Raw genomic sequence first — 26561 nt, forward strand, 5'->3', positions numbered from 1 at the left:
CGACCGCGGTGCCGTTCCGGGGCGGGGCCGTTTTGGGGGGGCGGCGGTTATCCCCCAAAACCCCCCCCGCGGCCGGGGAGCGCCTTTAGCGGGCTAAACGCGACGCCGCCGGTAGAGGTCGCGCAGGAGGAGGACCTCGGCGCCGTGGTGGATGGCCTCCCGGTTGATGTGCAGGACGAGGGTCGCGAGCGGGTATTCGGAGTACGGGCCCTCGGCCGGGCCGCACGGCTTCGCGAGGTCTTCGGGGGAGAGGCGGCGGACACCGTCGCGCCAGTGCGCGTAGGCGTCGTCGAGCTGCTTCAGCGCTTCTTGGGCGGAAGCCGCGTACGGGAAGGTCTGGTAGTCGACGGACGGGCCGCCGAAGTGCGACGCGTTCCGCATCGCGAAGACGCCGACGATGATGTGGGCGAGCCGCCAGGCGATCGTCGTCACCGGCGGCGGTGACGGTTCCGGAGACGCCCAGTCGATCTGGATCTCGCCGGTCTTGCTCGCGCGGATCGTCCAGCAACCCTCGACGGGTTCCCAGAGATATTCGTCGTCGGTGAGGGTGTTCAGCCGGGGCCGCAGGTGCCGCGTCCAGTGCCAGTCGAGCTGTTCGGAGAGTTCCTTGCTCCAGTCGATGCCCATGTCTCCGACGGTAGGCCCCCTAGCGGTCAGCGACTGTCCTGAATCGTCTGGGGGTTGGCGGCGGGGTGACCGGGCCCACCTGGGACGATGGTGGGGAAGCGTGCTGCTCTGATCAGGAGGTCTCAGGTGCCCAGTCCCACCGGTCCGGTACTCGTCGTGGACTTCGGGGCGCAGTACGCGCAGCTGATCGCGCGCCGCGTACGTGAGGCCCAGGTCTACTCCGAAGTCGTCCCGCACACCGCCACCGCCGAGGACATCCTCGCGAAGAATCCGGCCGCCATCATCCTTTCCGGTGGTCCTTCCAGCGTGTACGCGGAGAACGCCCCCGCGCTCGCCCCCGGGCTGGTCGACGCGGGCGTGCCGATCCTCGGGATCTGCTACGGCCACCAGGTGCTCGCGCAGGCCCTCGGCGGCACGGTCGAACCGACCGGGATCCGCGAGTTCGGCCGCACCGAGGTCCGCGTCGCCGGTGAGGGCGGCGTCCTGCACGCCGGCCTGCCGAACACCCAGCCCGCCTGGATGAGCCACAACGACAGCGTCACCAAGGCCCCTGAGGGCGCCACCGTGACCGCGTCGAGCGATGGCGCCGCGGTCGCCGGGTTCGAAGACGTCGAGCGCCGCTTCGCCGGCGTTCAGTACCACCCCGAGGTCCACCACTCGCCGCACGGCCAGGAGGTGCTTCGCCGCTTCCTGCACGACATCGCGGGCATCCGGCCGCAGTGGACGACCTCGTCCATCGTCGACGAGCAGGTCACCCGCATCGCCGAACAGGTCGGCGACGGCCGCGCGATCTGCGGGCTCTCCGGCGGTGTCGACTCCGCGGTGGCCGCCGCGCTGGTGCAGCGCGCCATCGGTGACCGGCTGACCTGCGTGTTCGTCGACCACGGTCTGCTGCGCTCCGGCGAGCGGACACAGGTCGAGCGCGATTTCGTCGCAGCCACCGGGGTCAACCTGGTCACCGTCGACGCGCGCGAGCGGTTCCTCGACGCGCTCGCCGGGGTCACCGACCCCGAGGAGAAGCGCAAGATCATCGGGCGCGAGTTCATCCGCGTGTTCGAGCAGGCCGAGCGCGACCTCAAGGCCGAGGGCGACTACAAGTTCCTGGTGCAGGGGACGCTGTACCCGGACGTCGTCGAATCCGGCGGCGGCGAGGGTGCGGCGAACATCAAGAGCCACCACAACGTCGGCGGACTGCCCGACGACCTGCAGTTCGAACTCGTCGAGCCGCTGCGCCTGCTGTTCAAGGACGAGGTGCGCCGCGTCGGGCTGGAGCTCGGGCTGCCGGAGACGATCGTGCGGCGGCAGCCGTTCCCCGGGCCGGGGCTCGGCATCCGGATCGTCGGCGCCGTCGACGCCGAGCGGCTCGAGACGCTGCGCGCGGCGGACGCCATCGCGCGTGAGGAACTCACCGCGGCCGGGCTGGACGACGAGATCTGGCAGTGCCCGGTGGTGCTGCTGGCCGACGTCCGCAGTGTCGGCGTGCAGGGCGACGGGCGGACCTACGGGCACCCGATCGTGCTGCGGCCGGTGTCGTCCGAGGACGCGATGACCGCGGACTGGACGCGGCTGCCCTACGAGGTTCTGGAGCGGATCTCGACCCGCATCACCAACGAGGTCGCCGAGGTGAACCGGGTGGTCCTGGACGTCACGTCCAAGCCGCCGGGCACCATCGAGTGGGAGTGACCCGCACCCCTCCGACTCGCGTTTAGCGGGCTAAACGCGATCCGCGTCGCCTGGGCACTTGGGCGGGGCGGAGCGTCCTCCCGCAGGTGGGCGCAAGGTGAAGGCCCCGGCGAGGGGCCGGGGCCTTCTGAGGGAGTGGTTCGTGAGCGTGGCCGCTAGCGGCGGCTCTTGCGCAGCGAAGCGGCGAGAAGCAGGACGCCGACGAAGATCGCCCCGCCCGCCATGACCCACCGGAAGTCGAACTGCGGGAGCCATGTGGAGCCGTCCGAGAGGACGTAACCCGACACCAGCAGCGTCGCGATCCCGACGATCAGGGTGAAGACGTCCACTCCGCGCTTCGCCGGTTGGGCCTGCGCGCTGTCGTACTTGTCGTAGTCGTACTCAGCCACGACGCACCTCCACGTTTCCGACACCGTTCTTGACCTGCAGGACGATCCTCTGGCCACTGTCGCCTGGCGCGGTAAAGTCGATCGCGTCCTCACCGACCCCCGAGCGCGTCTGACCGAGGCAGTCGACGTCCCCCGCCCCCGTCTCGCAGGTGACCTTCACCTCGGCACTCCTCGGCACGAGCACCGTCGAGGTTCCCGCCCCACTGGTGACCTTCGTGGTCACCGATGTCCCCGCGGGCAGTTTGGTCAGGTCGAGGTCGATGTCCCCGGCCGAACGGTGGTACTCGGGCAGCACCTCGGACACCTGACTCGGCGTCACGCTCAGGTCGCCCACACCGCCCTTCACGGAGAAGTTCTCGAACGGCACCGTGGTCAGCGCCATCCCGACGATCGCCAGCGGCACCGCCAGCCCGATCAACCCGCGACCGCCCCGGACGAACGAGCCTGCCACCAGTCCGATGCCGACCACGCCGAGGGTGAGCCCGACGACGTGCTGCATGGTGAACCACGCCTCGCCGTCCAGAGCGAGGACGGTGCCGACCCCGGCGACCAGTACGGCGACCCCGAACGTCGCGGCGCCGATCTTCGACTTCCGGCCGCGAGGCGCCGGCGGTGGGGGAGGCGGCGGAGGGGTCTGCGGCGGCAGGCCACCGCCACCGAACGGCGACGACGCGTTCGGCAGGTCCCAGCCGGACGGGTCGGCCGCGAGCGGGTCCCAGCCGCCCTCGGTCGCCGTCGAAGCGGAGGCCGACGCCGACGCCATCGAGAACGCCGCGGTCGGATACGCCGGAGCGGGCATCACCGGCCGGTTGAACTGCCCGCGATTGCGATGCAGCAGGTACAGCGCGACGGCGACCAGCGCGAAGCCGATCAGCCCCGTGCCATCGGTCATCCAGCCGCCGCTCAGGGTCCAGGTGAGACCAGGGAACAGCAGGATCAGCAGCAACACCGCGAACGCCGGCGAACTCGACGCGCGGCCCCGGCCGATCAGGCCCTCGAACGCGGAAACGCGATCACCCTCCTGCGGCAGGAACAGCCAGCCCAGCAGATAGACGAAGACGCCGAAGCCGCCGAACACGGTCGCGGCGACCAGCGCGACGCGGACCACGGTCGGGTCGATGCCGTACCGGTAGCCGATCCCGGCCGCGACGCCGGCGAATTTACGGCCGTGCACCGGGCGGACCGGCCTGCTCCGCCAGAAATCCTTGACGGTCTCCTCGAAGCCGGCCGCGGGGCCGCGCTTCGGCGTTTGTGTCTCACTCCCACTCATGCCACAAAGAATGCGCCCCGGTGGACACCCGACACATCCGGGAACGTCCCTGAGGTTTCCCCCAGCGGGAAGAGTCAGGGGTTTCCCCGATGGATCAGTACCTCCTGGCGTGTGACCATGGAGAACGTGCAGGAACCCGCCCCCACCGACCTCGCCGGGCAGGCGAAACCGACGATCATCGAGCGCCCTCCGGTGCCGGTGCCCGTCGTCCCGCCCTTGACGCAGTTCGAACCGCCCAAGATGTACCGCCGCCGGTCCGGCCGGGCCATCGCGGGTGTGGCTGGCGGGCTCGCCGATCACCTCGGCGTCAAGGTGCTCTGGGTCCGGACGGCGTTCGCGTTGCTGTCCGCGATGAACGGCGTCGGCCTGCTCGCATACGGCCTGCTCTGGGTCTTCGTCCAGCAGCAGTCCGGTGAGATCGCGCGGGAGCAGGAGAAATCCGCCCCGAAGGAGAAGCAGCAGGCTTTCGGCCTGATGGCGCTCGGGGTCGGCCTCGCCGTCGCCAGCGGCACGTTGACCGGCCTGATCAGCGGCTGGCTCGCGATCCCGCTCGCGCTGGCCATGATCGGTGCGGCGGTCGTCTGGCGTGAGGCCGACGAGTCGCAGCGACGCCGCTGGCGTCTCGGGGCGAAGGACAGTGTCGCCGGAGCGTTCCTCGGCGGCGGGGGCTGGTCGGCCGCGATCCGCGTCGTCGCCGGTGTCGCGCTGGTGATGACCGGGATCGGCGTCGTCGTCCTGCAGAGCGGCAGTATCGACCAGGTCAAGTTCGCGCTGGTCGCGGTGATCGCGACGCTGTTCGGGGTCGCCGTGCTCACCGTCCCGTTCTGGTTGCGCCTGGTCCGCGACCTGTCCGACGAGCGCACCGCCCGCGTCCGCACCGACGAACGCGCCGAGATCGCCGCGCATCTGCACGACTCGGTCCTGCAGACCCTCGCGCTGATCCAGAAGCAGGCGGAATCGCCGCGCGAGGTCGCCAGGCTCGCGCGCGGTCAGGAACGCGAGCTGCGCGCCTGGCTGTACGGGCCGACGGGGTACGGCAAGAGCCAGAAGACCGACGAGGAAACGATCAGCGGGCAGCTGTCCGAGGTGCTCGCGGCCGCGTGCGGCGAGGTCGAGGACGCCTTCGCGATTTCGGTTCAGCAGGTCGTGGTGGGGGAAGCCACGCTGAACGAACCGCTGACCGCGCTGGTTCAGGCGGCGCGCGAAGCGATCGTCAACGCCGCCAAACACGCGGGTGTCGACGAGGTCAGCGTGTACGCCGAGGTCGAGCCGACAGCGGTGACGGTCTTCGTGCGCGACCGGGGCAAGGGATTCGATCCCGACGTCGTCCCGGCCGACCGGCACGGACTCGCCGATTCCATCCGGGGGCGGATGGAACGGCACGGGGGCAAGTGCAAACTGCGTACCGCACCGGGTGAAGGCACCGAGGTCCAGCTGGAGATGCCGGTCAAGGCGGGGAAGGGCGCGGCGTGAGGTCGCTATGCTCAGTGCACAGGGCGAGCGAGGGAGCATCGTGACGGAGAACCAGCAGACGCGGGAGCCGGTCAAGGTCTTCCTCGTCGACGACCACGCGCTCTTCCGGGCAGGCGTGCGCACCGAACTGGATTCGATCACCGACGACGTGCGCGTGGTCGGTGAGGCGGGCTCGGTCGCCGAGGCGGTCGCCGGGATCGCGCGGACCAAACCGCAGGTCGTGTTGCTCGACGTGCACATGCCGGACGGTGGCGGCGCGGAGGTGCTCCGCCGGGTCCGCCCGGAACTGCCCGATGTCGTGTTCCTCGCGCTGTCGGTCTCCGACGCCGCGGAGGACGTGATCGCCGTGATCCGTGCCGGGGCGCGTGGCTATGTCACGAAGACGATCTCGTCGAAGGAACTCGTGCGCGCGGTCGTGCGGGTTTCCGACGGCGACGCGGTGTTCTCGCCGCGGCTGGCCGGATTCGTGCTCGACGCGTTCGCCGACCGGCCGGGTTCCGCGCCGATCAGTGACCCGGACCTCGACCTGCTGACGCCGCGGGAACGCGACGTGCTGCGGCTGCTCGCGCGCGGGTACGCGTACAAGGAAATCGCGTCCGAGCTGTTCATCTCGGTGAAGACCGTCGAGACGCATGTGTCGAGCGTGCTGCGGAAGACCCAGCTTTCGAACCGGTACGAGCTTTCGCGCTGGGCTTCCGACCGGCGTCTCGTCTAGATGGCGCCCGTCCTCATCGGCCTGGTGGCCGCGTTCTTCCTGGGGATGGGGCTGCTCGGGCTCGTCGCGCCGCGCCGGTTGATCCGGCCCTTCGGTATCACGCTGGACTCCGCGACCGCGCGGACCGAGGTCCGCGCGGTCTACGGCGGCTTCGGGGTGGCGATCGCCGTGCTGCTCGGTTTCGCGGCTTTCGACGTCGGCGGCATCCAGCGGGGCGTCGCGATCGCGGTGGCCGTCGCACTCGTCGGGATGGCCTCCGGGCGGCTGGTCGCGCGGTTCGCGGAGCGGCCGGAGCGGTTCTATCCGAGCTGGCTCTATTTCTGGGTCGAGCTGGTCATGGCCGCCCTGCTCGTCGTCTCCGTCCTCTGACGCCGTGTCGCCTTTAGCGGGCTAAACGCGATGCGGTGAGCCCCCGGGCCCCACCGCACCGCGTCGCGTTCAGCCCGCTAAACGCGCTCTGGCGCGGGACCGAATTCGTGTGTGACCTCGATCTTCCCCACGATGTGCGCGTTGAACTCGGCGAGTTCTTCGGCCGGTACCCAGAGCTCCAGGATGGTCTTCCCGCCAGCCTGCTGAACGGGGTACCGCTTGACGAACTCGGTCTCGACGTCGAACCGCGTCACGAAGCCCGCGCCGTCGTACCGCACGTTCCAGTCACGCGCGATCTTGATCGCGTAGTCCTCGTTCAGCACCGGGTAGAAGATCGGCTGTTCCGGGAGCCGCGGCGGCCACTCCCGCCACCCCGACTCGCGGACGAGGCCGAGTTCGGCCGGGCCGGTCGGCCGCCACAACGTCGTCGTCGCGGTCACGGCGTCGTCTCCCCGGCGGTGGCGAGGGGGCGCTCCGCCACCGGGGCGGTAGCAAAGGTCCCCCGCTCCCTCGGGCGGAGCCGGGTCAGCGCGACGCCGCCCAGCACGACGACCATCCCGGCGATCACCCGGAAGTTCAGCGACTCGGCCAGGAACACCGCGCCCAGCAGCACCGACACCACCGGCAGCAGATACCCGACGATCGAAGCCGCGACGGCGCCTTCGCTCGCGAGGAGCTGGTAGTTCAACGCGAACGCGATACCGGTCGACCCGATCCCCAGCACCACGATCGCGACGACCGCGCCGGCGCTCAGGTGCACCGGCTCGAATCCGCCCATCGGCATCGCCAGCAGCAGGAACCCGGTCGCGAGCAGCATCTGCCCACCGGCCAGTGACATCGGCGAGTCGCCGGTCCCGGTCAGGTACTTGCCCTCGTAGACGAACGCGAACCCGTAGCTCGCGGCCGCCGCGAGGCAGGCGAGCGCGCCCCAGCTGAGCAGGCCGGATGCCTCCCACGGCGCGAAGATCAGCAAAATCCCGGCGAGCCCCGCGACGAGCCCGGCGACCCGGACCGCGGTCATCTTCGTCCGCGCGCCCAGCATCGGCGCGGCGACCAGCACCCACAACGGCGTCGTCGCGTTCAGGACCCCGGTGATCCCCGAATCGACGGTCAGCTCACCCCAGGCGAACAGCAGGAACGGCAGCGCGTTGTGGAAGAACGCCGCGACGGCCAGATGTCCCCAGATCCGCCGTCCCGACGGCAGCCGGTCCCGCCCGAGGTAGCAGAGCCCGATCAGCACGGCCGCCCCCAGCGCCACCCGCGCCAGCACCAGCTGCACCGGGGAGAACGCCTCCAGCCCCAGTTTGATCCAGAAGAAACTCGATCCCCACATGAGCGCCAGCGCGCCGATCCGCAGCAGGGTCTTGGTCTCGCCCACCCCAGTCCTCCTTCGTGCCTGGCCCAGCTTCGCCGCGCCGACGCGTAAGGACAAGCGAAAATAACTGCAGGGAGGCTTAAGAAGAACTGTAAGATCCGACCATGCTGGACGTACGCCGTATGCAGGTCCTCCGAGCTGTGATCAGCAGTGGCTCGATCACCGCCGCCGCCCGGAATCTCGGCTACACACCTTCCGCCATCAGCCAGCAGTTGTCCACCCTGGAACGGGAAGCGGGCGTCGAACTGCTGGAACGCGTCGGCCGCGGTGTACGGCCGACACCGGCCGGCTCGCTGCTGTCCGAACACGCGGAAACGCTGAGCACCCAGCTCGCCAAGGCCGAGGCCGCGCTCACCGAGCTCAAGGAAGGCCGCACCGGCAGGCTCGCGATCCGCTATTTCGCCACCGCCGGTGCGTCACTGGTCCCGTTGGCCGTCGCCGCGCTGCGCCGGGACTTCCCTGGCGTCCGCCTCGACCTGAAACTGGTCGAGCCCGACGATTCGATGCCCGAGATCGAGTCGGGCAAGGCGGACGTCGCGATGATCGTGCTCCCCAGCAGCACGCCCGTGGTCAAGGGCGTCGAGTACGTGCACCTCCTCGACGACCCGTACCGCGCGATCCTGCCGAGGAACCACCGGCTCGCCCGTAAGCGCGTCCTCGACCTGGCCGAACTCGCGGAGGATCCCTGGGTCGGCGTCGACGGTCTCCCCGGTGCCTGCCGCGACATCCTGCTCGACGCCTGCGGCGCGGCCGGATTCGCCCCCAACCATGTTGTCGAATCCGAGGATTACCAGACGGCGCAAGGGTTTGTCGCCGCAGGGCTCGGGGTCGCGCTGATCCCGGAACTCGGCCTCGGCGCCCCGCATCCCGGCGTCGCCATCCGCAAGGTCCGCCGTCCCGATCCGGTGCGGTCCATTCACGCGGCCGTCGCCGCGCACGCCAGGGAACACCCCGCGGTACGGCGGTTCCTCAGCGCGATCCGCGAAGGAGCCCTGACCGGACAGGTAGGCGGGAGTGATCAGGTGGGCAGGAAAACCGGCTGAGCTTGATCAGCCGTAGCGGCGGTCGACAGCCTGGCGGGGAAGCCACATTCCCGCCAGAGAAAGGACCTCCGTGCGTCCCTTGATCGTCCTGCACGGCTCTTGGCACCAGCCCGCCCATTTCGACGACGTCGTCGAGCGCCTGCGCCGGGACGGCGCAGACGTCACCGTTCCCGACCTCGGTGCCCTCCCGATCGCCGAAACCACCCGGATCGTTCAGGAGATCGTCGACCAAGCGGCCGAGCCGCCGGTGGTGCTGGCGCACTCCTTCGGCGGCCTGACCGCCAGTGGGCTTCAGGGGGCCTCGCACCTGATCTACCTGGCCGCGATCGTCAGCGAGCCGGGGGAAACCGCGCAGTACTGGATCGAGCGAGCCAAAGAGGAGACCGGCCGCGAACCCGCCCAGGTCCCCTTGATCTTCGATGACGCGGGCCTGACCCATCTCGACCTCGCCGCCGTCCGCGAGGCCATGTACGCCGACTGCACGGACGCCGTCGCCGAGCGCGCCACGGCGTTGCTGCGGCCGGAACCCGTCACGATCTTCGACGAGTCCCCGGAGGGCGCGGCGTGGAAGGACACCCCGACCACCTACCTCACCTGCACCGAAGACCGGGCGCTCATCCCGGAAATGGTCGTCCACTACGCCGCGCGCTGCGAGACGACGGTGACCTGGCGGGCGAGTCACAGCCCGTACCTCAGCCGTCCCGTCGAACTGGTGACGCTGGTCCGTGAGCGGCTGTGATCAAATCAGGAACAGTTCCGCGAACAGCACCCCGATGAGGATCGCCGCGACCACGGCACCCGCGGTGATCAGCCACTTCCGGGTGTCCGGCGACTTGGTCGCGGCCGGCGCGGGAGCGGGCTGGTACTGCTGCTGCGGCGGCGGCGCGTACTGCTGCGGCGCTTGATACCGCGGAGGTTGCTGCTGGGGGAACTGCGGAACCGGCTGCTGCGGCGCCTGCGGCATCGGCATCGAAGCCGGGACCGTGGGCATCGCGGGCGCTGTCGGCGGGATGAACGCCGTCTGCCGCCCCTCGGTGATCGCGCCCAGCGAGCGGACCGTGTCGGCCATCGTCGGCCGTGCGCTCGGCTCGGCCCGCAGCATCTTGCGCAGCGCGCCCGCCAGCGGACCGGCGGTCTGCGGCGGCCGCTCCGAAGACTCGCCGTCCTCGCCGAACGGCGGCACCCCTTCGACGGCCGTGTACAGCGTCGCGCCCAGTGAGAACACGTCGGACGCCGAGGTCGCCGGTTCGCCGCGCGCCACCTCGGGCGCCCGGTACGCCGGACTCGCCCCGCCACCGGTGATGCCGATGTCGGTGAGCTTCACGCCGCCGTCGTCGGCCAGCAGGACCGTGCCCGGCTCGACCGTCCGGTGCACCACCCCGGCCTCGTGCATCGCGGCCAGCGCGCGGCCGAGCATGATGCCCAGCGCGGCGGCCTGTTCCGCGGTCAGCCTGCCGTGTTCGGCGAGGAAGGTCGCCATCCCGCGCGACGGGATGTACTCCATCACCAGCCACACGTCCGGACCGTCCGGCAGGACGTCGTACACCTTGATGGCGGTGGCGTGCTCGAACTTGGCCGCGTCCTTGCCCTCTTGGATGACGACGGCCTTGGCCTGCTCCGCCCGGTCCGGCGGCAGGCCGACGGGCAGATACATCCGCTTCATCGCGACCGTGCGCAGCAGCCGCGTGTCGAACGCCAGCCAGACGATGCCCGCCCGGCCACGCCCGATGGGCTGGTCCAGGCGGTACCGGCCGCCGACGATGGAACCTTCAGAACTCAATTGCAGCCTCGGATCAGATCACGGATTAGCCGGAGCCGATGACGGCGGGTCGGGCTCGCTCGACGGTGGCGGTGACGACGATGACGCCGGCGGCTTCGACGAAGACCTGGAGGGTGTCTTCGTCGGCGACGGCGGCTCCGGCTCCTGGGGCTGGGTCGCCTTGCTCGACGTCTTCTTCGACGAGGTCGGCGTCTCCTTGGGCGGCTCGGACGACGTGGTCTCCGACGGCGATTCCGTCGTCTCGGGAGCCGAAGAGGTCGCCGAGGGAGACGGTTTCGTCGAAGAGTTCCCGACCTGCGCGGGGGTTTCCGGGTTGTTCGGGCTCAGCAGCCAGATACCCAGCGCGGCCAGCGCCACGACCACCACACCGCCGATGATCGCGGGCTTCTTCCACGCGCCCGGCTTCTCGTCGTCGTCCTCGTCCACCGGGCTGGTCTGCGCACGGGTGGGCGGCGGGGGAGGCGGGGTGTCGTAGTCGTCGTCGTAGGGCTCGTCGTCGTAGTCGCCCGCGGGTACCGGGACGGCGCGCGTGGGCGCCGGGCCGCCGCCGGGGTGGCCGCGTTCCGACAGCAGCGCCGTCTCGTCGTAGTTGTCGTACCCGTCGTAGTCGTCTTCCGGGTAGTTCGACGCGGGCGGCTGGTGGTAGTCGTCCTCGTCGTAGTACGGACCCGCCGCGGCCTGTTCGTCGAGGAGCGAACCCGAATGGCCGGCCGACTCGCTGTCGAGGGCCTGTGTCACGCCCGCGCCCGCGAGACCACCCGCGACCGGGGCGGCGAGCATGGTTTCGTCGGCGGGGCCGCCCAGCGGCGTCTCACCGCGCGCGACAGCGGCCAGCAGCTCTTCGCACTCTTCGGCGGTGGGCCGGTGCCGGATCTCCGGATGCAGCAGCACGGCCAGCACGCTGGCGAGCGGGCCGGACTGACGCGGCGGGATGATCTGCCCGGCCGCGACGGCGTGCAGCAGGCTCAGCGTGTTCTCGCTGAGGCCGAACGGGGGCTGGCCTTCGCAGGCCGCGTAGAGCGTCGAGCCGAGCGAGAAGACGTCGGACTCGGGGCCGGGGTCGCCGCCGATGGCGACCTCGGGCGCCAGGTAGGCGGGCGTGCCGGCGATCATCCCGGTCTTGGTGACCGTGACGTCGTCCTTGGCCCGGGAGATGCCGAAGTCGGTGATCTTCACCGTGCCGTTGGGGGCGAGCAGGATGTTGCCGGGCTTGATGTCCCGGTGCACGATGCCGACGGCGTGCGCCTCGGTCAGCGCCGCCGCGACCTGCGCGCCGATCCGGGCCACCTCGATCGGCGGGAGGGTCCGCTCCTCCTGCAGCACCTGGGCGAGGCTGGTGGAGTTCAGGTACTCCATGATCAGGCACGGCTGCCCGTTGTCGTCGGTGACGACGTCGAACACCGAGATGGCGTTCGGGTGGTGCAACCTGGCGGCGATCCGGCCCTCACGCATGGTGCGCTGGCGAGCGTCCTCGGCGCCTTGGGCTTCGAGGCCGGGCTGCAGCAGCAGCTGCTTGATCGCCACCGTGCGGCCGAGTACCTCGTCGTGCGCTTGCCAGACGGCACCCATCGCGCCCGTGCCGATCCGCCCGACGATGCGATATCGACCGGCGACCAGGCGACCCTCGTCGCTCACGCGACCTCCCTTTGGGCTCCGTCTTCACGTCGCGGAGTCGTCCGCGTACGCGGTGCGGCCTTCAGCACGCCACAGCCTTGGAGCGTATGCACATGTAGTGGTCTGTGTGCCGGCTTTTCCGAGACCGACTCGTGACAAGGCTAGGCGCTCACTCTGCGCACACACACGCGGTACGCTCTGATCGCCCTGGGTAGAGGGCGGTTCGACGCCGGGTATCCGTCACATGTGCTGCGCCGACAGCAGCCGGGCGTCGGTGATGAGGCCCGTCGTCCGGTCGGCGAATTCCAGTACCTGCGTGACCCGCACCAGCCCGCCGTCCGGGTTGCGCATGGTCACCACGGCGAGGATGGCGCCGTCGGCCTGTTCCCGGATGTCCTGGATCTGGATGGCGTCCATCGAGCTCCACGCCTGGATCAGCCGACCCGCTTCGGACTCGGCCAGCACCGGCGAGAGCAGCGTCAGCGCGCCGTCGGGATCGGCGTCGACGGTCTGGTAGAACTTCCGGACCGCGTCGATCTTGTCCTCGGTCGTGCTGACGGCGGCAGGCTTGGCGACCGGCTTCGGGCTGGAACTGCTGGACGCCGGACCCTGTCGCGAGGCCGAACCCGAGCCGGTGCCCGAAGCGGGCTGGGTCGTCGTGCTGGTGCCCGTCGAGGCTCGTGGCTCGTGCTTCCGCTGCGGCTCGGAGGAGTCCGGGACGGCGAGCCCGCCGAGCGCGGCGGCTCCGCTCATCACTTCGGACGCTCCGGCGCGCGACGCCGGATTCTGCCGATGGGTGCCCGCGAGCACGCCCGCGGTGACGACGGCACCCGCGACCAGCAGTCCGGCGGCGACCAGGCCTGCCAGCTTCGCCCGCCGGGCACTGCGGCTTTCCGGCTCTTCTTCGGGCTCCTGCCGCGGCGACGGCTCTTCACGGGTACGGGCGGGAACGAACTTCTGCGGCTCGCGGAAGACCTGCTCGAGGTACTCGCGGTCGACGCGGGTGTCGTTCAGGATCTCTTCCGGGATGACGTCCTCGACACGTACGGCGTCCTCACGCCGAATGCGCTGTCGATCAAGCACGAAATTCCTCGCTCTGGTCCGGGGCAGGCGCTGGGCCGTTCGGCCGACGCCTCTGGTCCGCGCGGCCGTCTTCTGAACGGTGCGGACCCTGCTGTCGTCAGGTAACCCTGTGGAGACGGTCCGCGGCCAGGCTCTGTCGCCGGAATGCCGTCGCGATACGACGAACGGCAGCTTATGTCACCCACCCGGACCAGGGACAACCGCTCGCCGCACCGCACGTGCAGAGGAACGGGACACCTGCACGTGCGTGGCCACCTACATGCCGTCGTCGACGATCTTGTCGTCGTCACCGAAGGTCAGGGTGCGCTGCTCCATGGTCTTCGTCCCGTCTTTGTGAGTGACCTCGACGGTATTGACCGTGACGCCTCGACGCTGGTCGATGCTGACCTTCTTCACCTCGAAGTAGGCGACGTCGGCGTAGCGTTCACGCAGGCCTTGCGCGCCCTCTTCGCGGAGACCGCCCGAGGTCACGTCGGAGGCCTGGTGCGGGTCGGTGGTGACGGTGTTGAGGAAGAGTTCGGTGTTGTCGCCCATCGCCTGCGCGTCCGGCTGCGACGCGTACCAGGGCGCGGGGGTGGTCGTGCGGTCGGCGGGGGTGATCGGCGGCTTCTGCGGCCGGTCGCTCGACGGCGGCGTGGACCGGCCGGTCGTGACCGGTCCGCCCGAATCTGGCTGCGACCCACCGCTGCCGGGGCCCTCGCTGTCGGGGGAAGTGCCGGAGTTGGCGGAACTGCGGTCGTCGCGGGTGGGGGAATCGGATCGGGAACCGGACCGGTCGCCCGCCGCGCCGCCCTGGGGTTGCGTGGTCGGGTTCGCGGCGAGGCCTTCGTTGGTCATCGGGCTGCCGCCGCGGTATCCGGGCCAGCCGCCCTGGCTCTGCTGCTCCGGGAGCGGCTTGCCCACCAGGAAGGAACCGGCGAAAAGCAAGCCGACGACGACGAGCGCGGACGCGGCGGCGGCGAACCAGGCGGCCTTGCGCCAGGTCTTGGGCGGAGTCACCGAAGCGGGCACGGAACCGAGGTCGAAGGTGCTCAGGCCATCGATGGGCGGGGCCAGGTAGACCCGGACGTCGTCGTCGTTCTCCACTGGTTCGGGGCGGCGGGGCGCGGGCGCGGCCAGTGTCACCTTCGTGCGCTGGGCGGCCTTCGCGCGCCTTTCCTCGGGGGAGAGCCGAGGGGGTTCGGCCAACGAGACTTCGACGCGGGCCGGGGGTTCCACGGGGACCTCGCGAGCGGGCTGGGGGAGCGGCAGTCGGCCGCTCGACGGGGCGTAGCCGGGGCTCGGCGCCCTCCTGTTCCGCGGTGGCGGCAGAGGAAGGGAACCGGTGGAGGGCGGGGCGAACTCGCTGTGCGCGTGATGCCCGTGCCCGGTCGGGCGCTGCCGCCTCGGCGGCACAGGTGGGGTCCAGCTCTCGGTGCCGCCTGCCCGGTGGCGGCCCGCGTGCGTCGCGCCGTTCCGTCCGGTACGTCCCTGGTGTTCCGCCCAGCCGTTCATGTCCGAGCGACCCCCTCATGGGCCGCCCCTGACGGCGAAGTGACACTGGTTAAGCCGAACGGAGCAGCGAGTTCACGGGATCCCTCGCGAGCAGACTCCCGGGCACTCTCGCGAGCAAATGCACGCGCATGCGACTGTGGGCGCGCGGGGCCGATGCCCCCGCGCGCCATACGGGCATCGCCCGACCCAGACGCAAGGGTCCTCACGGGATCCACACTAAAAGCTCCACACCCGCAAGTCTTCACCCGCTCTGCAAGTTGCAGATGTTTCACTCGGTCGGGCGCGGCCGTACGGGCCTCAGTGACGCTACGCAGTGTTATTCCCGCTGGTACGGCCGTTCAGTTGCCGCTGCGGTACTTCTGCTGGGTCGATTGCAGGGACTTGGTGGCCGTCACACCGCTACCCACCGCAAGCAAAATGGCGATGAAGTCGAGCGTCGTTCCCCCACTAGTGAGCAACCAGGCGAAAAGCGAGGCCGCGGTGGTACCCGCCGCGATCGGCCAGCGTGACCTGACGTACTGGGCGATGGGCGCGCCTCCCGCTCGCTTACCCGCCGCGTTGTTCAGCATGGCGAGATAACCGAGATGGCCCAACGCGGCGAGCACACCGGCGATCGCGATGACGACGGCGATGAGGTTAATCATGTGTCCAGTTTGCCTGGTCCGGAGTCGTCATGGCTCGGGGAACACCCTGAGTTTCGCCTCACTGCACGCAATCGTGACGCGGGCGGGAGCAAGGGACCTTTGCTATCGCCCGAGCCTGCCCCGGCCCAGGTTCAGCAGCGCCATCGCCAGCTGCCGTCCCTCCGGCCCCAGTTCGCGGTAGCGGGCCAGCACGTCCATCTCACGGTTGTAGACGATCCTGGTGCCGCCGGCGGCCATCCTGGCGGCGCCGATCGTCTTGGACACCTCGACGCGGCGTTTGACCAGCCGCAGGATCTCGCTGTCGAGCCAGTCGATCTCCTTGCGGAGTTCACCGATCTCCTCGGCGGTGGCGGCGGGTTCTTCGGCATCCGGCTTCTGCGTGGTGTTCATCGGGACCTCTCTTCGGTCCGGATTCCCTGCTGGCCCCCGGGACGGCGAAAGCCCCGGGTCCGTGGACTCCGGGGCTTCGGGTGATGGCGTTTCGGGCACTACGCGATCACGGGAGCCGGTGTCCGGATCCCGTAAAAAAATCGAAACGCGTCGTGCTGCACGCCGATCATTATGCCACAGCGACGCCATCACCCCGCCGGAAGCCGCGACGGGCCCCGCGGACGCGCGCGTGCACGAGCACGCTCATGGCGAGCCAGAACATCGGCATCGCCGGCCAGAAGAACGGCACGCCCGAAACCGTCCAGCGGACGATCAACAGCACCGCGACCACCACGGCGATCGCGACGTGGATCCGCACCGCCGGATGCGCGAAGACGACCGGACGCCGCTTCGGGGCGGGTTTCGGCAGATCCGAGGTGAGCTTCTCGAGTTCGTCCGTGTACTTGGTGGAATACACAGTGCCGAGCCGCTCTTCTACCTCTTCGAGGGAGAGACGGCCTTCGCCGCCGGCGGCCTGGATGAGCGAGGCGACCCGCTCCCTGTCGATGTCGGCCGCCCTGAGCCGGGAGGGAATTCCGTTGGTGTCCATGGCATCCGATCCTCCGCCGCGAACACCGCTCGCGCGTCGGACGACAGGCGGCAACGGCGCCTACGCCCGGCGCTGTAGCGTGGACCGGCGATGAACACCCTCTTCGATCTCCCAGCGGACGGTCCGGCCAAGCCCCGGCACACGGACCTGCTCGACGACCTGAACCCGGCGCAGCGCGAGGCCGTGACCCACGCGGGCGCACCGCTGCTGGTCGTCGCGGGCGCGGGTTCGGGCAAGACCCGGGTACTGACCAGGCGGATCGCCTACCTGCTGGCCGAGCGGGACGTGCACCCCGGCCAGGTCATGGCGATCACGTTCACCAACAAGGCGGCCGCGGAGATGCGGGAGCGGGTGAGCGACCTCGTCGGCCGCCGCGCCAACGCCATGTGGGTGTCGACGTTCCACTCCATGTGCGTGCGGATCCTGCGCCGCGAGGCCAAAACGCTGGAGATGTCGTCGAGTTTCTCCATCTACGACTCGGACGACACGAAGCGGCTCATCACCCTCGTCGCCCGCGATCTCGACATCGACCCGAAGAAGTACGCGGCGCGCACGCTGGCCGTGCACATCTCGAACCTCAAGAACGAACTCGTCGACCCGGAGACGGCGTCGTCGAACGCGGCCAACGACCTGGAGCGCCGCGTCGCCGAGGTCTACGTCGAGTACCAGCGGCGGCTGAACCAGGCCAACGCGTTCGACTTCGACGACCTCATCATGCGGACGGTCGAACTCCTGCAGACCTTCCCGGACGTCGCCGAGTACTACCGGCGGCGGTTCCGGCACGTGCTGGTCGACGAGTACCAGGACACGAACCACGCGCAGTACACGTTGATCCGCGAACTGGTCGGCACCGAGGCGAACGAGGCGGGGATCGAGCCCGCCGAACTGTGCGTCGTGGGTGACGCGGACCAGTCGATCTACGCCTTCCGCGGCGCGACCATCCGCAACATCGAGGAATTCGAACGCGACTTCCCGAACGCGCGGACCGTGCTGCTGGAACAGAACTACCGCTCGACCCAGACGATCCTCTCAGCGGCGAACGGCGTCATCGCGCGCAACCCCAACAGGCGCGCGAAGCGGCTGTGGACCGACGCGGGCGACGGCGAGAAGATCGTCGGCTACGTCGCGGACAACGAACACGACGAGGCCGCGTTCGTCGCGGGCGAGATCGACGCGCTGGCGGACAAGGGCGAAGCGGACTACTCCGACGTCGCGGTCTTCTACCGCACCAACAACCAGTCCCGGGTCTTCGAAGAGATCTTCATCCGGCTCGGCCTGCCCTACAAGGTCGTCGGCGGTGTGCGGTTCTACGAACGGCGCGAGGTCCGCGACATGCTCGCGTACCTGAGGGTGCTGGCGAACCCGGAGGACACGGTCAGCCTGCGCCGCGTCCTCAACGTCCCCAAACGCGGCATCGGCGACCGCGCCGAAGCGGTCATCGCGACCTACGCCGAGCGGGAGCGCATCTCGTTCGCGCAGGCGCTGCGCGGAGCCGTCAACGGTGAGGTGCCGCTGCTGAACCCGCGCTCCGCCAAGGCGATCACCGGTTTCGTCGAGTTGCTGGACGAACTCGGTGAGATCGTCGAGAGCGGCGCCGAGGTCGCCGACATCCTCGAGGCGGTCCTGGAGCGCACCGGTTACCGCGCGGAACTCGAGGAGTCCGACGACCCGCAGGACGCGTCGCGGGTGGAGAACCTGACGGAACTCGTCACCGTCGCGCGGGAATTCACCGAATTCACCGCCGAGGTCGCCGGACCGGAGGGCGAACTGCCCGAGATCGACCCCGGCGTGCCGGAACCGGGCTCGCTGCCCGCGTTCCTGGAACGGGTCTCGCTGGTGGCGGACGCGGACTCGATCCCCGCGGCCGACGGCGGCGACGACGGAGACGGGCACGACTCGGGCGTGGTCACGTTGATGACCGTGCACACCGCGAAGGGCCTCGAATACCCCGTCGTCTTCTGCACGGGCTGGGAAGACGGGATCTTCCCGCATATGCGCGCGCTCGGGGATCCGACCGAACTGGCCGAAGAGCGACGGCTCGCCTACGTCGCGATCACGCGTGCCAGGAAACGGCTCTACGTCTCCCGCTCGATGGTGCGCTCCGCTTGGGGCCAACCGCAGATGAACCCGGCTTCGCGGTTCCTCGACGAACTTCCCGGCGAACTGGTCGATTGGCGCAGGCTCGCGCCGTCGCCGTCCTCGGGTGGTTTCGGTTCCTCGGGTGGTTCGCCGCGTGCGGCGACAACCTGGAGCCGCCGTGGAGGCGGTACCTCGTCGCCGTCGGGTCCGTCGGGTACGAGCCCGTTCGGGAAGGGCTGGAAGGACACCGTCGCGCTGAAGCTCGACGTCGGCGACAGGGTCAGCCACGACAAGTACGGGCTGGGCACCGTCATCGCTTGCGACGGCGCCGGACCGCGGGCCACCGCGACGATCGACTTCGGTGCCGCCGGCAAGGTCCGGCTGATGCTCATCGGCAGCGTTCCGATGGTCAAACTCTAGCCCTGACCTGCGGTTTCGTCCTCGCGTCCGAAAACTGTCGGACCCTTCCCGTATACCTGAGTCATCGAACACGAGTTCGATGCGCTGGGGTATGCTGGACGAGCCGGTGTGCCCCGCCAGGGAGGGGGCGCACGGTGTGGACGGGGTCTTGTTTGGGGTTCTCGCGGCTGGGGTATTGGAATACCTGCGGGGTGTTGAAGAAGGGGCGGGTTCGGATCGGGGTCCGGAACCGCCGGAAGTGCTCAGGCTGGTCGCGGCCTGGCGCGCGTTACTGCGGACGCATGAACCGGACGGGGCCGGACGGTGTGTCGTATGCGGTCACGCGCGGCGATGGCTGTTCGGGCCGCGGCCAGCCGGGTGCCGAGATCCTTCTCGGGGATTTTCCGCCGGATGGCCGCCGTTCAGACGGCGCCCGGCAGGACTGTGCACAGTGTGGCAAGTCGCGGTGGGGTACTTCGTCCGGCGATTACCCGGCGGCGTCGCATGAGGGCGCTGAGGGCCCGGAATCCGCTGCTGGAGTGGACACAGTCGCTGGAATGGGCCCGGTCGCTGGAGTGGGCACAGCTTTCGCGGCGGACGCGGCTTGGGGAGTGGATACAGCCGAAGTCGTGGAGGCGCGCCAGAGCGTCGTTGCCCGGCGCGCCGGTGTCGCAGGCGGGATTACCGGTGTGGCAAGGGAAAAAGAGACTCGATCAGCCGACGTTGACGCCACGGGCGGCGAGCCACGGGCGCGGGTCGATCTTCTTCGTGCCGTTCTGCCACACCTCGAAGTGCAGGTGCGGGCCGGTGCTCTGGCCGCGGTTGCCGACCTCGGCGATCTCCTCGCCGCACTTGACCTTCTGGCCTTCGCGTACGGAGAACGAGTTCATGTGGCCGTAGACGTGGATCGTGCCGTCGGCGAGCTGGACCTTGACCCAGAGGCCGAAACCGCTGGCGGGTCCGGCCTCGATGACCGTGCCGTCGGAGGCCGCGACGATCGGGGTGCCGATCGGGGCCGCGATGTCGATGCCGAGGTGGCTCGTGCCCCACCGGGCGCCGAAGCCCGAGGTGAAGGTGCCCTTGGCGGGCATGCAGGTCTTGGGCCGCTTGGCCTCTTCTTCGGCCTTGCGGGCCGCTTCGGCCTCACGCTTGACGCGGGCCTGGGTGATGCTGTTGTTGTCCGAGAGCTTCTGGGCCTCGGCGGAGGCGTTCGTCGCCTGGCTGGTCGGGAGCAGCTCGGGGGCGCCACCACCGGCTCCGCCGCCGAGGGCGAACGAAGCGCTCGCGTCCTGGGTGCTGGCCAGCGGGGTGACGGCGGCGTCGGAGGATTCCGAAACGGACTTCAGGGTCTGCCCGGCAGCGGCGGCCGCGAAGGCGCCGGCAGCGACGGCCGCGACCACGACACGGCCGCGAAGGGCCGAAGAAGGGGGCGACAGGCGGTGCGAGCCCCGGACGCGGACGACCGCACCATCCAGTGCGTTCTCGAGCGCCGGGGAAGGAGCTTGGCCGCCGGGGGAGCGGTGTGAAGCCAAGACGGGGCCTTCCATGTTCGGGGAGTCTGATCAAGAGCCCGGGCGGGGGAACCCGGTGAACGACCTCGGGGGTGGTTCGTTCGGTGCTCTCATTCGTGATCTGACTGTAATGGGGACGCGGGAACAGTAACGAAGCGGTACCCCCAACAGCAAGATCTGACGGCCTCCTCGGCCGAACGGGCGACGACGATCTGGCCCTTGTCCAGTGAAGATTACCCAAAGTTAGAGGAGGTTTACTCGTAACCTTGTGACTTGCGTTACAGATTCAGGCGGCCGTTCGGGGGTACCGAAGGGCCCGGAAGGAGGCAAACGAGGGAAATAACCGGTTGCCCTGTGATGTTGAAGCAGGTTTACCCGCTGTAGGTCCTCTCAGACCCCACTGCGGCCCCTTGCGGCCTGTCGCCGCGACCTGCTGACGCGCCTCTGTGAACCCGGCTTGCTAGCGTCGCCGTCGATGACTTCGCGCTCACGGCACCCTGGTGACGAAACCGCAGAACCTGCGGAATCCGCCGGGCAGGCCGCCCCCGGGACCGTGTCCGCCGAACTGCTCCGGGGTGGACCGGGTGCCCGCCCGCGAGCACTCCTGCTGTCGGCGGGGCTGGTGTCGGCCGGTGCGGTCGCGCTGGCCGCCGGCGCGCTGATGCCCGTCGTCCGGGACGGCTCGCCCGGGTTCACCGCCGGACCGTTGCTGATCGTGCTGGCTTTGGCTCCCGCGGCGGCCGTGCTCTACGCCGTGGCGACGGGACGTCCGGGCCTCGCGGCCGGGCTGGTGCTCGGCCTGACCGCGCTCGCGCCCGGACGGCTGCTGCTGGACCTGCAGTTGCTCGCGGACGGATCACTCGCCTCGCGTCCGGAACTGTTCCTCGCCGATCGCTTGCTCGCGACGCCTCAGACCGGACCGGGGCTGTGGGCGCTGGTGGCTGGTCACCTGCTGACCCTCGCCGCCGGGGTGTTCGCCGCGGGGACGGCCCGTGACGAGTCGGAACTGGCGGGCGCGCTCGACGGTCAGCGGCGCTGGCGGCTGCTCGGGCCCGTGCTCGCGGTGGCGGGCGGGATCAGCCTGCTGTTGCCGCCGCTCGGCTCTGGCAACGCGTACCTCCTGGCGAAGAACGCCTTCGAGGGGCCGACGGTCGCGATGGCCGGGTACCTGCTGCTCGCGGCCTTGCTCCCGTTGACGGTGCTCGTGGCGGTGAGTTCGCCCTCGGCCGGGGTCGGCAAGGGCGGGTTCGCCGGCGCGGCGCTGGCCGCTCTCGCGGTCGGCGTGCCGCCGGTGGTCGCGGGGCTGGTCGTGGACAGGCTTTCGGTCGCGCCGGGTTCGGTGGTGGTGACCATCGCCGGCCTGGCACTGCTGGGACTGGTCTTCACCCGCTTCGACGTCGCGGAGGGCGGGGAGCCTGCCACCGGCGATCTGGCAGGCGAGGCCAGGCTGCCCGGACTGTTCTGGTGGCGGCTGGCGACCGGCGGACTGGCACTGCTCGCGGCTGCGGCCGCGGCCGCGGGTGCGCTGAGCCCGGTGCTGAAGGCCAACGGCGCGACGCCCGTACCGGAGACGCCGTCGCGCTGGCTCCTGCTCGGCGCCGCCGTCGTGCTCGCTGTTCCGGCGCTGTTCGTCTTCGTGCCCAAGCTCTCGGCATTCGCCCGGGGAGTCGTCGCCGCCACGTGGGCCGGTGTCGTCCTCGCGGGTGCGGCCGTGCTGAGCGCGGCTCTGTCCGTGACCGAGGACAAGGCTGTCGACCCGGCGCAGTTCGGGGTCGATCTCCCGCTGCCGGACAAGGTCGGCTTCTCGGCGGGCCCAGGTGTCACGTGGACGTTCATCGCGCTCGTACTGGCGGCCGTGGCGGCGCTCGCGGCCGTGGTCACCGGCGTGGTGGAGCGTGACGACGACGATGCCACCGCCGACGATGACGGGCTGGACGGCACGCGAGCGAATAGCACCGTGCTCACCCCGGTCGTCGCGGCGGCGGTGCTGGCGATCGCCGCGTTCGGCACGCCCGTGTTCACCGCGCCCGGTTACACCGCGCCGGGGCTGTGGTCGGACTTCGGCGCGGCGTCGTGGGGTCTGCTCGGCGCGCTCGCGGTCGTGCTCGGCCTGTACGCGCTCGTCGTGCGTTCGCGTCCGGTCGCCGCCGCGGCCGCGCTGACCGGTGCCGCGCTGGTACTCGACCTGCGCGCGGCGGAGTGGCCGCTTGTCGGTTCGGAGTACGAGGGCGCGTCGGCGGGTGCCGGGTTCTGGCTCGCGTTGAGTGCGGGCGTCGTCTCCTTCGTCGCGGCCGGGATGGCCGTCGCGGGTTCGAGGCGGTCTGAATGACGCGACGTCTTCTTCGCGTCGTGCTGGCCGAGTTCGGCGTCGACGACGGTTCGGCCGTCGCGCTCGGGAGGCTGATGCGCGACGACGGCGTCGAGGTCGTCTACTCCGGGCGTCTCGACAGCACCGAGCAGTTGGTCCGGACGGCCGAACAGGAGGATCCGGACGTCCTCGGTGTCGTACGAGGCGCGAGTGAGCCGGAAGGGCTCGCCGAAGCGCTCCCGGACGTTCTCCTCTTCGCGGTCGGTAACGGGCCCAGCCGGTTCGACAACGCCTTCGAAACCCTGGAAGAGGCGGCGAACTGGGTCTCCGGTGTGCGGTCTCACACCGTGGAAACACCGTCTGACCGCATACGGTGACCGACTTCACCAGGTGCGGAGTCCCCTGCTTCTGCGCAGGTCGCTAACCTCGACTGGTCCGACAGCGCGGTTCGGAAACGGACCACCACAGTGGCGTGTCGTCAGGAGACTGGAGTAGTGGACCTCTACGAATACCAGGCGAGGGATCTCTTCGCCGCCCACGGAGTACCGGTTCTGCCGGGTGCCGTGGCAAACACCCCCGAAGAAGCCAAGGCCACCGCCGAGAAGATCGGCAACCAGGTCGTCATCAAGGCGCAGGTCAAGACCGGCGGTCGCGGTAAGGCCGGCGGCGTCAAGCTGGCCCAGACGCCGGATGAGGCCGCGGAGAAGGCCGAGGCGATCCTCGGTCTGGACATCAAGGGCCACATCACGCGTCGCGTGCTGGTGGCCGAAGCCTCGGACATCGCCGAGGAGTACTACTTCTCCTTCCTGCTGGACCGTGCGAACCGCACCTTCCTCGCGATGGCTTCGGCCGAAGGCGGCGTGGAGATCGAGCAGCTGGCCGTCGAGCGTCCCGAAGCGCTCGCGAAGATCCCGGTCGACGCGATCACCGGTGTCGACAAGGCGAAGGCCGTCGAGATCCTGACCGCGGGCAAGTTCCCGGAGAAGGTCATCGACGAAGCCGCCGACGTCGTCGTGAAGCTCTGGGAGACCTTCGTCTCCGAGGACGCGACCCTGGTCGAGGTCAACCCGCTGGTCCGTGACCCGCAGGACAAGATCATCGCCCTCGACGGCAAGGTCACCCTCGACGAGAACGCCTCGTTCCGTCAGCCGGGTCACGAGGCCCTGGTCGACAAGGACGCGGAGAACCCGCTCGAGGCGAAGGCCAAGGCCAAGGACCTCAACTACGTCAAACTCGACGGCGAGGTCGGCATCATCGGCAACGGCGCGGGTCTCGTGATGTCCACTCTGGACGTCGTGGCCTACGCGGGTGAGAAGCACGGCGGCGTCAAGCCCGCCAACTTCCTCGACATCGGTGGCGGCGCTTCGGCCGAGGTCATGGCGGCCGGGCTGGACGTCATCCTCAACGACACCGACGTGAAGAGCGTCTTCGTGAACGTCTTCGGCGGCATCACCGCTTGCGACGCGGTCGCGAACGGCATCGTCGAGGCGCTGAAGATCCTGGGCGACGAGGCCACCAAGCCGCTCGTCGTGCGGCTGGACGGCAACAACGTCGTCGAGGGTCGCCAGATCCTGGCCGACGCGAACCACCCGCTGGTCACCGTGGTGGACACAATGGACAACGCGGCCGACAAGGCCGCCGAGCTCGCCGCGGCAGGTGCGTGAGATGTCGATCTTCATCAACGAGAACAGCAAGGTCATCGTCCAGGGGCTCACCGGCTCCGAGGGCATGAAGCACGCGACCAAGATGCTGAAGTCCGGCACGAACATCGTGGGCGGCGTCAACGCCCGCAAGGCCGGCCAGACCGTCACCATCGAGGGCAAGGACCTCACCGTGTTCGGCACGGTCGAGGAGGCCATCAAGGAGACCGGCGCCGACGTTTCGGTCATCTTCGTGCCGCCGAAGTTCGCCAAGGACGCGGTCATCGAGGCGATCGACGCCGAGATCCCGCTGGCCGTGGTGATCACCGAGGGCATCCCGGTGCACGACTCGGCCTACTTCTGGGCGCACGCGGTCGCCACGGGCAACAAGACCCGCATCATCGGGCCGAACTGCCCCGGGGTGATCAGCCCCGGCAAGTCGAACGCGGGCATCATCCCGGCCGACATCACCGGCGCCGGCCCGATCGGCCTGGTGTCGAAGTCCGGCACGCTGACCTACCAGATGATGTACGAGCTGCGTGACATCGGTTTCTCGACCGGTGTCGGCATCGGCGGCGACCCGGTCATCGGCACGACGCACATCGACGCCCTCGAGGCGTTCGAGGCCGACCCCGAGACCAAGGTCATCGTGATGATCGGCGAGATCGGCGGCGACGCCGAAGAGCGCGCCGCGGCCTACATCAAGGACAACGTGACGAAGCCGGTCGTCGGCTACGTCGCGGGCTTCACCGCGCCTGAGGGCAAGACCATGGGCCACGCCGGCGCCATCGTCTCCGGCTCCTCCGGCACGGCCGCCGCCAAGAAGGAGGCCCTCGAGGCCGCCGGCGTCAAGGTCGGGAAGACCCCGAGCGAGACCGCCGTCCTGGCGCGCGAGCTGTACAACAGCCTCTGATCCTTCGGAGACTGACGCTTTCCCCGGCGGGCCGGGCGCCTCACCAGGTGCCCGGCCCGCCGTTCGCGTTTAGCCCGCTAAACGCGATCTGGCCGTCGACGAGGGGTTCCGCACGGAACCCGATCGGGTGTACAGACGTCTCAGAGCCCGAGGCGTGGGGTGACCGCGTGTGCGCTAGCGTTCGAGCATCACAGCCGCCTCGTTTGTCCCGGGAGTCCCGCGTGCCCCGGGGTGCCGGTCGAACGACAGGAGAGCATTCGGATGTCCTATCCCAGCGGTGGGCCCGGCTACCCCCAGCAGGGTGGCGGCCAGCAACCCCCTCAGTCCCACCCCGCCTCGGGAGCCTTTCCGCAGCAGCAGGCGCCGTCGCAGGCGGGCCCGCTGAATCTGGCGCTGCTGCTCGCGCTCGCCGTCACCGTCCTCGGCCTCGTCCAGTTCTTCATCGGTTTCTCCGACGAGGCCGACGCCGCCGGGCAGGTCTCGGTCTTCCTCCTGGTCAGTGGTCTGCTCGCGGCCTTGCACGCGCTGCCGCGTGGCCCGAAGACGCTGCCGTTCGCCGCGTTGTTCAGCGTCATCGGCGCGTTCGGCGCGCTGGACCTGATCATCGGCTACGGCGGCGGTCGTTCGGAGGTCTCGGTTCCCGGCATCCTCACCGTCGTGCTGATCCTCGGTATCCTGCAGATGCTGGTCGCGGTCGCCGCGTTGCTGTTCGAGCACGACGTCCTCAAGGTGCCCGCCGGTAAGCCGCAGCAGCAGGCGCCGCAGGGCCCCTACAGCCAGCAGTTCCCGCAGCAGGGCCCGCAGGGTCCGTTCGGTCAGCAGGGTCAGCAGGGCCCGGCTGCCACCCAGGTCCAGCCGTTCCCCGGCGCGGGCCAGCAAGGTCAGCAGGGCGAGCCGTCCGGTCCGTTCGCGCAGCCGGGCGGGTTCCAGCCGCCGGTCACGCAGCCGCCGGGCCAGCAGGCCACGACCTACGCGCCGCAGCAGGGCCAGTTCTTCCAGCAGCCGCCGTCCTCCTCTTCGGAGCAGGGCCAGAACCCGGGTACGCCGCCGGGTGGTTTCGGCCAGCAGAGCTGATCTCTCGCACGTAGAAGCACCCGCGGTGACTCTCTGTGTCACCGCGGGTGCTTCTCTTTTTCGGGGTTACCCGACCGGGTGGGTTGGGCCACGTGCGCC

25 protein-coding genes are annotated in these 26561 nt (G+C 69.8%); 12 read left to right on the forward strand and 13 right to left on the reverse strand.

Annotated elements, in window-relative coordinates; genetic code table 11:
• Window positions 1–93 precede the first annotated feature (93 nt).
• Complete coding sequence (locus ACZ5ZX_RS06305) at window positions 94–627, reverse strand: DinB family protein (protein WP_465500891.1); 534 nt, start codon at window positions 625–627, stop codon at window positions 94–96.
• Between the two features lie 126 nt (window positions 628–753).
• On the opposite strand from ACZ5ZX_RS06305, the gene guaA reads away from it, so the two are divergent.
• Window positions 754–2310 carry a glutamine-hydrolyzing GMP synthase gene (gene guaA, locus ACZ5ZX_RS06310; protein ID WP_465500892.1) on the forward strand — a complete coding sequence of 519 codons (1557 nt, stop codon included), beginning with the start codon at window positions 754–756 and terminating at the stop codon, window positions 2308–2310.
• 155 nt (window positions 2311–2465) lie between these two features.
• Here guaA and ACZ5ZX_RS06315 read toward each other — a convergent pair whose 3' ends face one another.
• Window positions 2466–2699: a hypothetical protein gene (locus tag ACZ5ZX_RS06315; protein ID WP_465500893.1), complete on the reverse strand. Its 234-nt coding sequence runs from the start codon at window positions 2697–2699 to the stop codon at window positions 2466–2468.
• Window positions 2692–3969, reverse strand: coding sequence for a PspC domain-containing protein (locus ACZ5ZX_RS06320; RefSeq protein ID WP_465500894.1), 1278 nt, complete (start codon window positions 3967–3969; stop codon window positions 2692–2694). The genes ACZ5ZX_RS06315 and ACZ5ZX_RS06320 overlap by 8 nt, the downstream gene beginning before the upstream one ends.
• A 111-nt stretch (window positions 3970–4080) precedes the next feature.
• On the opposite strand from ACZ5ZX_RS06320, the gene ACZ5ZX_RS06325 reads away from it, so the two are divergent.
• Genes ACZ5ZX_RS06325 through ACZ5ZX_RS06335 form a run of 3 tightly spaced genes read left to right on the forward strand, consistent with a single transcriptional unit; the run spans window position 4081 to window position 6526 of the window.
• Window positions 4081–5442: a PspC domain-containing protein gene (locus ACZ5ZX_RS06325; protein WP_465500895.1), complete on the forward strand. Its 1362-nt coding sequence runs from the start codon at window positions 4081–4083 to the stop codon at window positions 5440–5442.
• 7 nt (window positions 5443–5449) lie between these two features.
• Window positions 5450–6157 carry a response regulator gene (locus tag ACZ5ZX_RS06330; protein WP_465500896.1) on the forward strand — a complete coding sequence of 236 codons (708 nt, stop codon included), beginning with the start codon at window positions 5450–5452 and terminating at the stop codon, window positions 6155–6157.
• Complete coding sequence (locus ACZ5ZX_RS06335; RefSeq protein ID WP_465500897.1) at window positions 6158–6526, forward strand: DUF4345 domain-containing protein; 369 nt, start codon at window positions 6158–6160, stop codon at window positions 6524–6526.
• A 77-nt stretch (window positions 6527–6603) separates the two neighbouring features.
• Here ACZ5ZX_RS06335 and ACZ5ZX_RS06340 read toward each other — a convergent pair whose 3' ends face one another.
• Together ACZ5ZX_RS06340 and ACZ5ZX_RS06345 are read right to left on the reverse strand one after the other, a co-directional pair.
• Window positions 6604–6966 carry a hypothetical protein gene (locus ACZ5ZX_RS06340; RefSeq protein ID WP_465500898.1) on the reverse strand — a complete coding sequence of 121 codons (363 nt, stop codon included), beginning with the start codon at window positions 6964–6966 and terminating at the stop codon, window positions 6604–6606.
• Complete coding sequence (locus ACZ5ZX_RS06345; RefSeq protein ID WP_465500899.1) at window positions 6963–7904, reverse strand: DMT family transporter; 942 nt, start codon at window positions 7902–7904, stop codon at window positions 6963–6965. Before ACZ5ZX_RS06345 ends, ACZ5ZX_RS06340 begins: the two co-directional genes overlap by 4 nt.
• Before the next feature lie 101 nt (window positions 7905–8005).
• Here ACZ5ZX_RS06345 and ACZ5ZX_RS06350 point away from each other — a divergent pair, with 101 nt between their 5' ends.
• Window positions 8006–8944 (forward strand): LysR family transcriptional regulator, encoded by a 939-nt coding sequence (locus ACZ5ZX_RS06350; protein WP_465500900.1) that lies wholly within the window; start codon window positions 8006–8008, stop codon window positions 8942–8944.
• Between the two features lie 70 nt (window positions 8945–9014).
• Entirely contained in the window at window positions 9015–9683 is a 669-nt protein-coding gene (locus ACZ5ZX_RS06355) for an alpha/beta fold hydrolase (RefSeq protein ID WP_465500901.1), read from the forward strand.
• Here ACZ5ZX_RS06355 and ACZ5ZX_RS06360 read toward each other — a convergent pair whose 3' ends face one another.
• From ACZ5ZX_RS06360 to ACZ5ZX_RS06390, 7 genes are all read right to left on the reverse strand, one after another.
• Window positions 9684–10724 carry a serine/threonine-protein kinase gene (locus ACZ5ZX_RS06360; RefSeq protein WP_465500902.1) on the reverse strand — a complete coding sequence of 347 codons (1041 nt, stop codon included), beginning with the start codon at window positions 10722–10724 and terminating at the stop codon, window positions 9684–9686. It abuts the gene before it with no gap.
• Window positions 10725–10742: 18 nt separating this feature from the next.
• Window positions 10743–12359 carry a serine/threonine-protein kinase gene (locus ACZ5ZX_RS06365; protein WP_465500903.1) on the reverse strand — a complete coding sequence of 539 codons (1617 nt, stop codon included), beginning with the start codon at window positions 12357–12359 and terminating at the stop codon, window positions 10743–10745.
• A gap of 219 nt (window positions 12360–12578) precedes the next feature.
• The gene (locus tag ACZ5ZX_RS06370) at window positions 12579–13421 is read right to left on the reverse strand and encodes a hypothetical protein (RefSeq protein WP_465500904.1); all 843 of its coding nucleotides are present in this window, start codon (window positions 13419–13421) and stop codon (window positions 12579–12581) included.
• A gap of 255 nt (window positions 13422–13676) precedes the next feature.
• Window positions 13677–14915 carry a hypothetical protein gene (locus tag ACZ5ZX_RS06375; RefSeq protein WP_465500905.1) on the reverse strand — a complete coding sequence of 413 codons (1239 nt, stop codon included), beginning with the start codon at window positions 14913–14915 and terminating at the stop codon, window positions 13677–13679.
• Window positions 14916–15253: 338 nt separating this feature from the next.
• A complete protein-coding gene (locus tag ACZ5ZX_RS06380) occupies window positions 15254–15559 on the reverse strand; it encodes a hypothetical protein (RefSeq protein WP_465500906.1) in 306 nt (101 codons plus the stop codon).
• 102 nt (window positions 15560–15661) lie between these two features.
• Window positions 15662–15949, reverse strand: a complete 288-nt coding sequence (locus ACZ5ZX_RS06385; protein ID WP_037314906.1) for a chorismate mutase — start codon at window positions 15947–15949, stop codon at window positions 15662–15664.
• 169 nt (window positions 15950–16118) lie between these two features.
• Complete coding sequence (locus ACZ5ZX_RS06390) at window positions 16119–16538, reverse strand: DUF1707 SHOCT-like domain-containing protein (protein ID WP_465500907.1); 420 nt, start codon at window positions 16536–16538, stop codon at window positions 16119–16121.
• 90 nt (window positions 16539–16628) lie between these two features.
• Here ACZ5ZX_RS06390 and pcrA point away from each other — a divergent pair, with 90 nt between their 5' ends.
• Window positions 16629–19037 carry a DNA helicase PcrA gene (gene pcrA / locus ACZ5ZX_RS06395; RefSeq protein WP_465500908.1) on the forward strand — a complete coding sequence of 803 codons (2409 nt, stop codon included), beginning with the start codon at window positions 16629–16631 and terminating at the stop codon, window positions 19035–19037.
• A gap of 692 nt (window positions 19038–19729) precedes the next feature.
• Here pcrA and ACZ5ZX_RS06400 read toward each other — a convergent pair.
• Window positions 19730–20416: a M23 family metallopeptidase gene (locus ACZ5ZX_RS06400; RefSeq protein WP_465501059.1), complete on the reverse strand. Its 687-nt coding sequence runs from the start codon at window positions 20414–20416 to the stop codon at window positions 19730–19732.
• 586 nt (window positions 20417–21002) lie between these two features.
• Here ACZ5ZX_RS06400 and ACZ5ZX_RS06405 point away from each other — a divergent pair.
• From ACZ5ZX_RS06405 to ACZ5ZX_RS06425, 5 genes are all read left to right on the forward strand, one after another.
• Window positions 21003–22856 carry a hypothetical protein gene (locus ACZ5ZX_RS06405; RefSeq protein ID WP_465500909.1) on the forward strand — a complete coding sequence of 618 codons (1854 nt, stop codon included), beginning with the start codon at window positions 21003–21005 and terminating at the stop codon, window positions 22854–22856.
• Window positions 22853–23212: a hypothetical protein gene (locus ACZ5ZX_RS06410; RefSeq protein ID WP_465500910.1), complete on the forward strand. Its 360-nt coding sequence runs from the start codon at window positions 22853–22855 to the stop codon at window positions 23210–23212. Before ACZ5ZX_RS06405 ends, ACZ5ZX_RS06410 begins: the two co-directional genes overlap by 4 nt.
• Before the next feature lie 117 nt (window positions 23213–23329).
• Window positions 23330–24499, forward strand: a complete 1170-nt coding sequence (gene sucC / locus ACZ5ZX_RS06415) for an ADP-forming succinate--CoA ligase subunit beta (protein ID WP_061983415.1) — start codon at window positions 23330–23332, stop codon at window positions 24497–24499.
• Between the two features lies 1 nt (window position 24500).
• Window positions 24501–25388, forward strand: a complete 888-nt coding sequence (sucD, locus tag ACZ5ZX_RS06420) for a succinate--CoA ligase subunit alpha (protein ID WP_016331198.1) — start codon at window positions 24501–24503, stop codon at window positions 25386–25388.
• Between the two features lie 261 nt (window positions 25389–25649).
• Window positions 25650–26462 carry a DUF5336 domain-containing protein gene (locus ACZ5ZX_RS06425; RefSeq protein WP_465500911.1) on the forward strand — a complete coding sequence of 271 codons (813 nt, stop codon included), beginning with the start codon at window positions 25650–25652 and terminating at the stop codon, window positions 26460–26462.
• The last annotated feature ends 99 nt before the right edge of the window (window positions 26463–26561 follow it).

It is taken from the genome of Amycolatopsis sp. NPDC033938 (genome assembly GCF_055575975.1).

Excerpts from the sequence above, each read along its gene's own strand:
- ACZ5ZX_RS06305 (WP_465500891.1), bottom strand. The coding sequence starts at position 627 with ATGGGCATCGACTGGAGCAAGGAACTCTCCGAACAGCTCGACTGGCAC.
- ACZ5ZX_RS06320 (WP_465500894.1), bottom strand. The coding sequence starts at position 3,969 with ATGAGTGGGAGTGAGACACAAACGCCGAAGCGCGGCCCCGCGGCCGGC.
- ACZ5ZX_RS06330 (WP_465500896.1), top strand. The coding sequence starts at position 5,450 with ATGCTCAGTGCACAGGGCGAGCGAGGGAGCATCGTGACGGAGAACCAG.
- ACZ5ZX_RS06335 (WP_465500897.1), top strand. The coding sequence starts at position 6,158 with ATGGCGCCCGTCCTCATCGGCCTGGTGGCCGCGTTCTTCCTGGGGATG.
- ACZ5ZX_RS06350 (WP_465500900.1), top strand. The coding sequence starts at position 8,006 with ATGCTGGACGTACGCCGTATGCAGGTCCTCCGAGCTGTGATCAGCAGT.
- ACZ5ZX_RS06375 (WP_465500905.1), bottom strand. The coding sequence starts at position 14,915 with ATGAACGGCTGGGCGGAACACCAGGGACGTACCGGACGGAACGGCGCG.
- ACZ5ZX_RS06380 (WP_465500906.1), bottom strand. The coding sequence starts at position 15,559 with ATGATTAACCTCATCGCCGTCGTCATCGCGATCGCCGGTGTGCTCGCC.
- ACZ5ZX_RS06385 (WP_037314906.1), bottom strand. The coding sequence starts at position 15,949 with ATGAACACCACGCAGAAGCCGGATGCCGAAGAACCCGCCGCCACCGCC.
- ACZ5ZX_RS06390 (WP_465500907.1), bottom strand. The coding sequence starts at position 16,538 with ATGGACACCAACGGAATTCCCTCCCGGCTCAGGGCGGCCGACATCGAC.
- pcrA (WP_465500908.1), top strand. The coding sequence starts at position 16,629 with ATGAACACCCTCTTCGATCTCCCAGCGGACGGTCCGGCCAAGCCCCGG.
- ACZ5ZX_RS06405 (WP_465500909.1), top strand. The coding sequence starts at position 21,003 with ATGACTTCGCGCTCACGGCACCCTGGTGACGAAACCGCAGAACCTGCG.
- ACZ5ZX_RS06410 (WP_465500910.1), top strand. The coding sequence starts at position 22,853 with ATGACGCGACGTCTTCTTCGCGTCGTGCTGGCCGAGTTCGGCGTCGAC.
- sucD (WP_016331198.1), top strand. The coding sequence starts at position 24,501 with ATGTCGATCTTCATCAACGAGAACAGCAAGGTCATCGTCCAGGGGCTC.
- ACZ5ZX_RS06425 (WP_465500911.1), top strand. The coding sequence starts at position 25,650 with ATGTCCTATCCCAGCGGTGGGCCCGGCTACCCCCAGCAGGGTGGCGGC.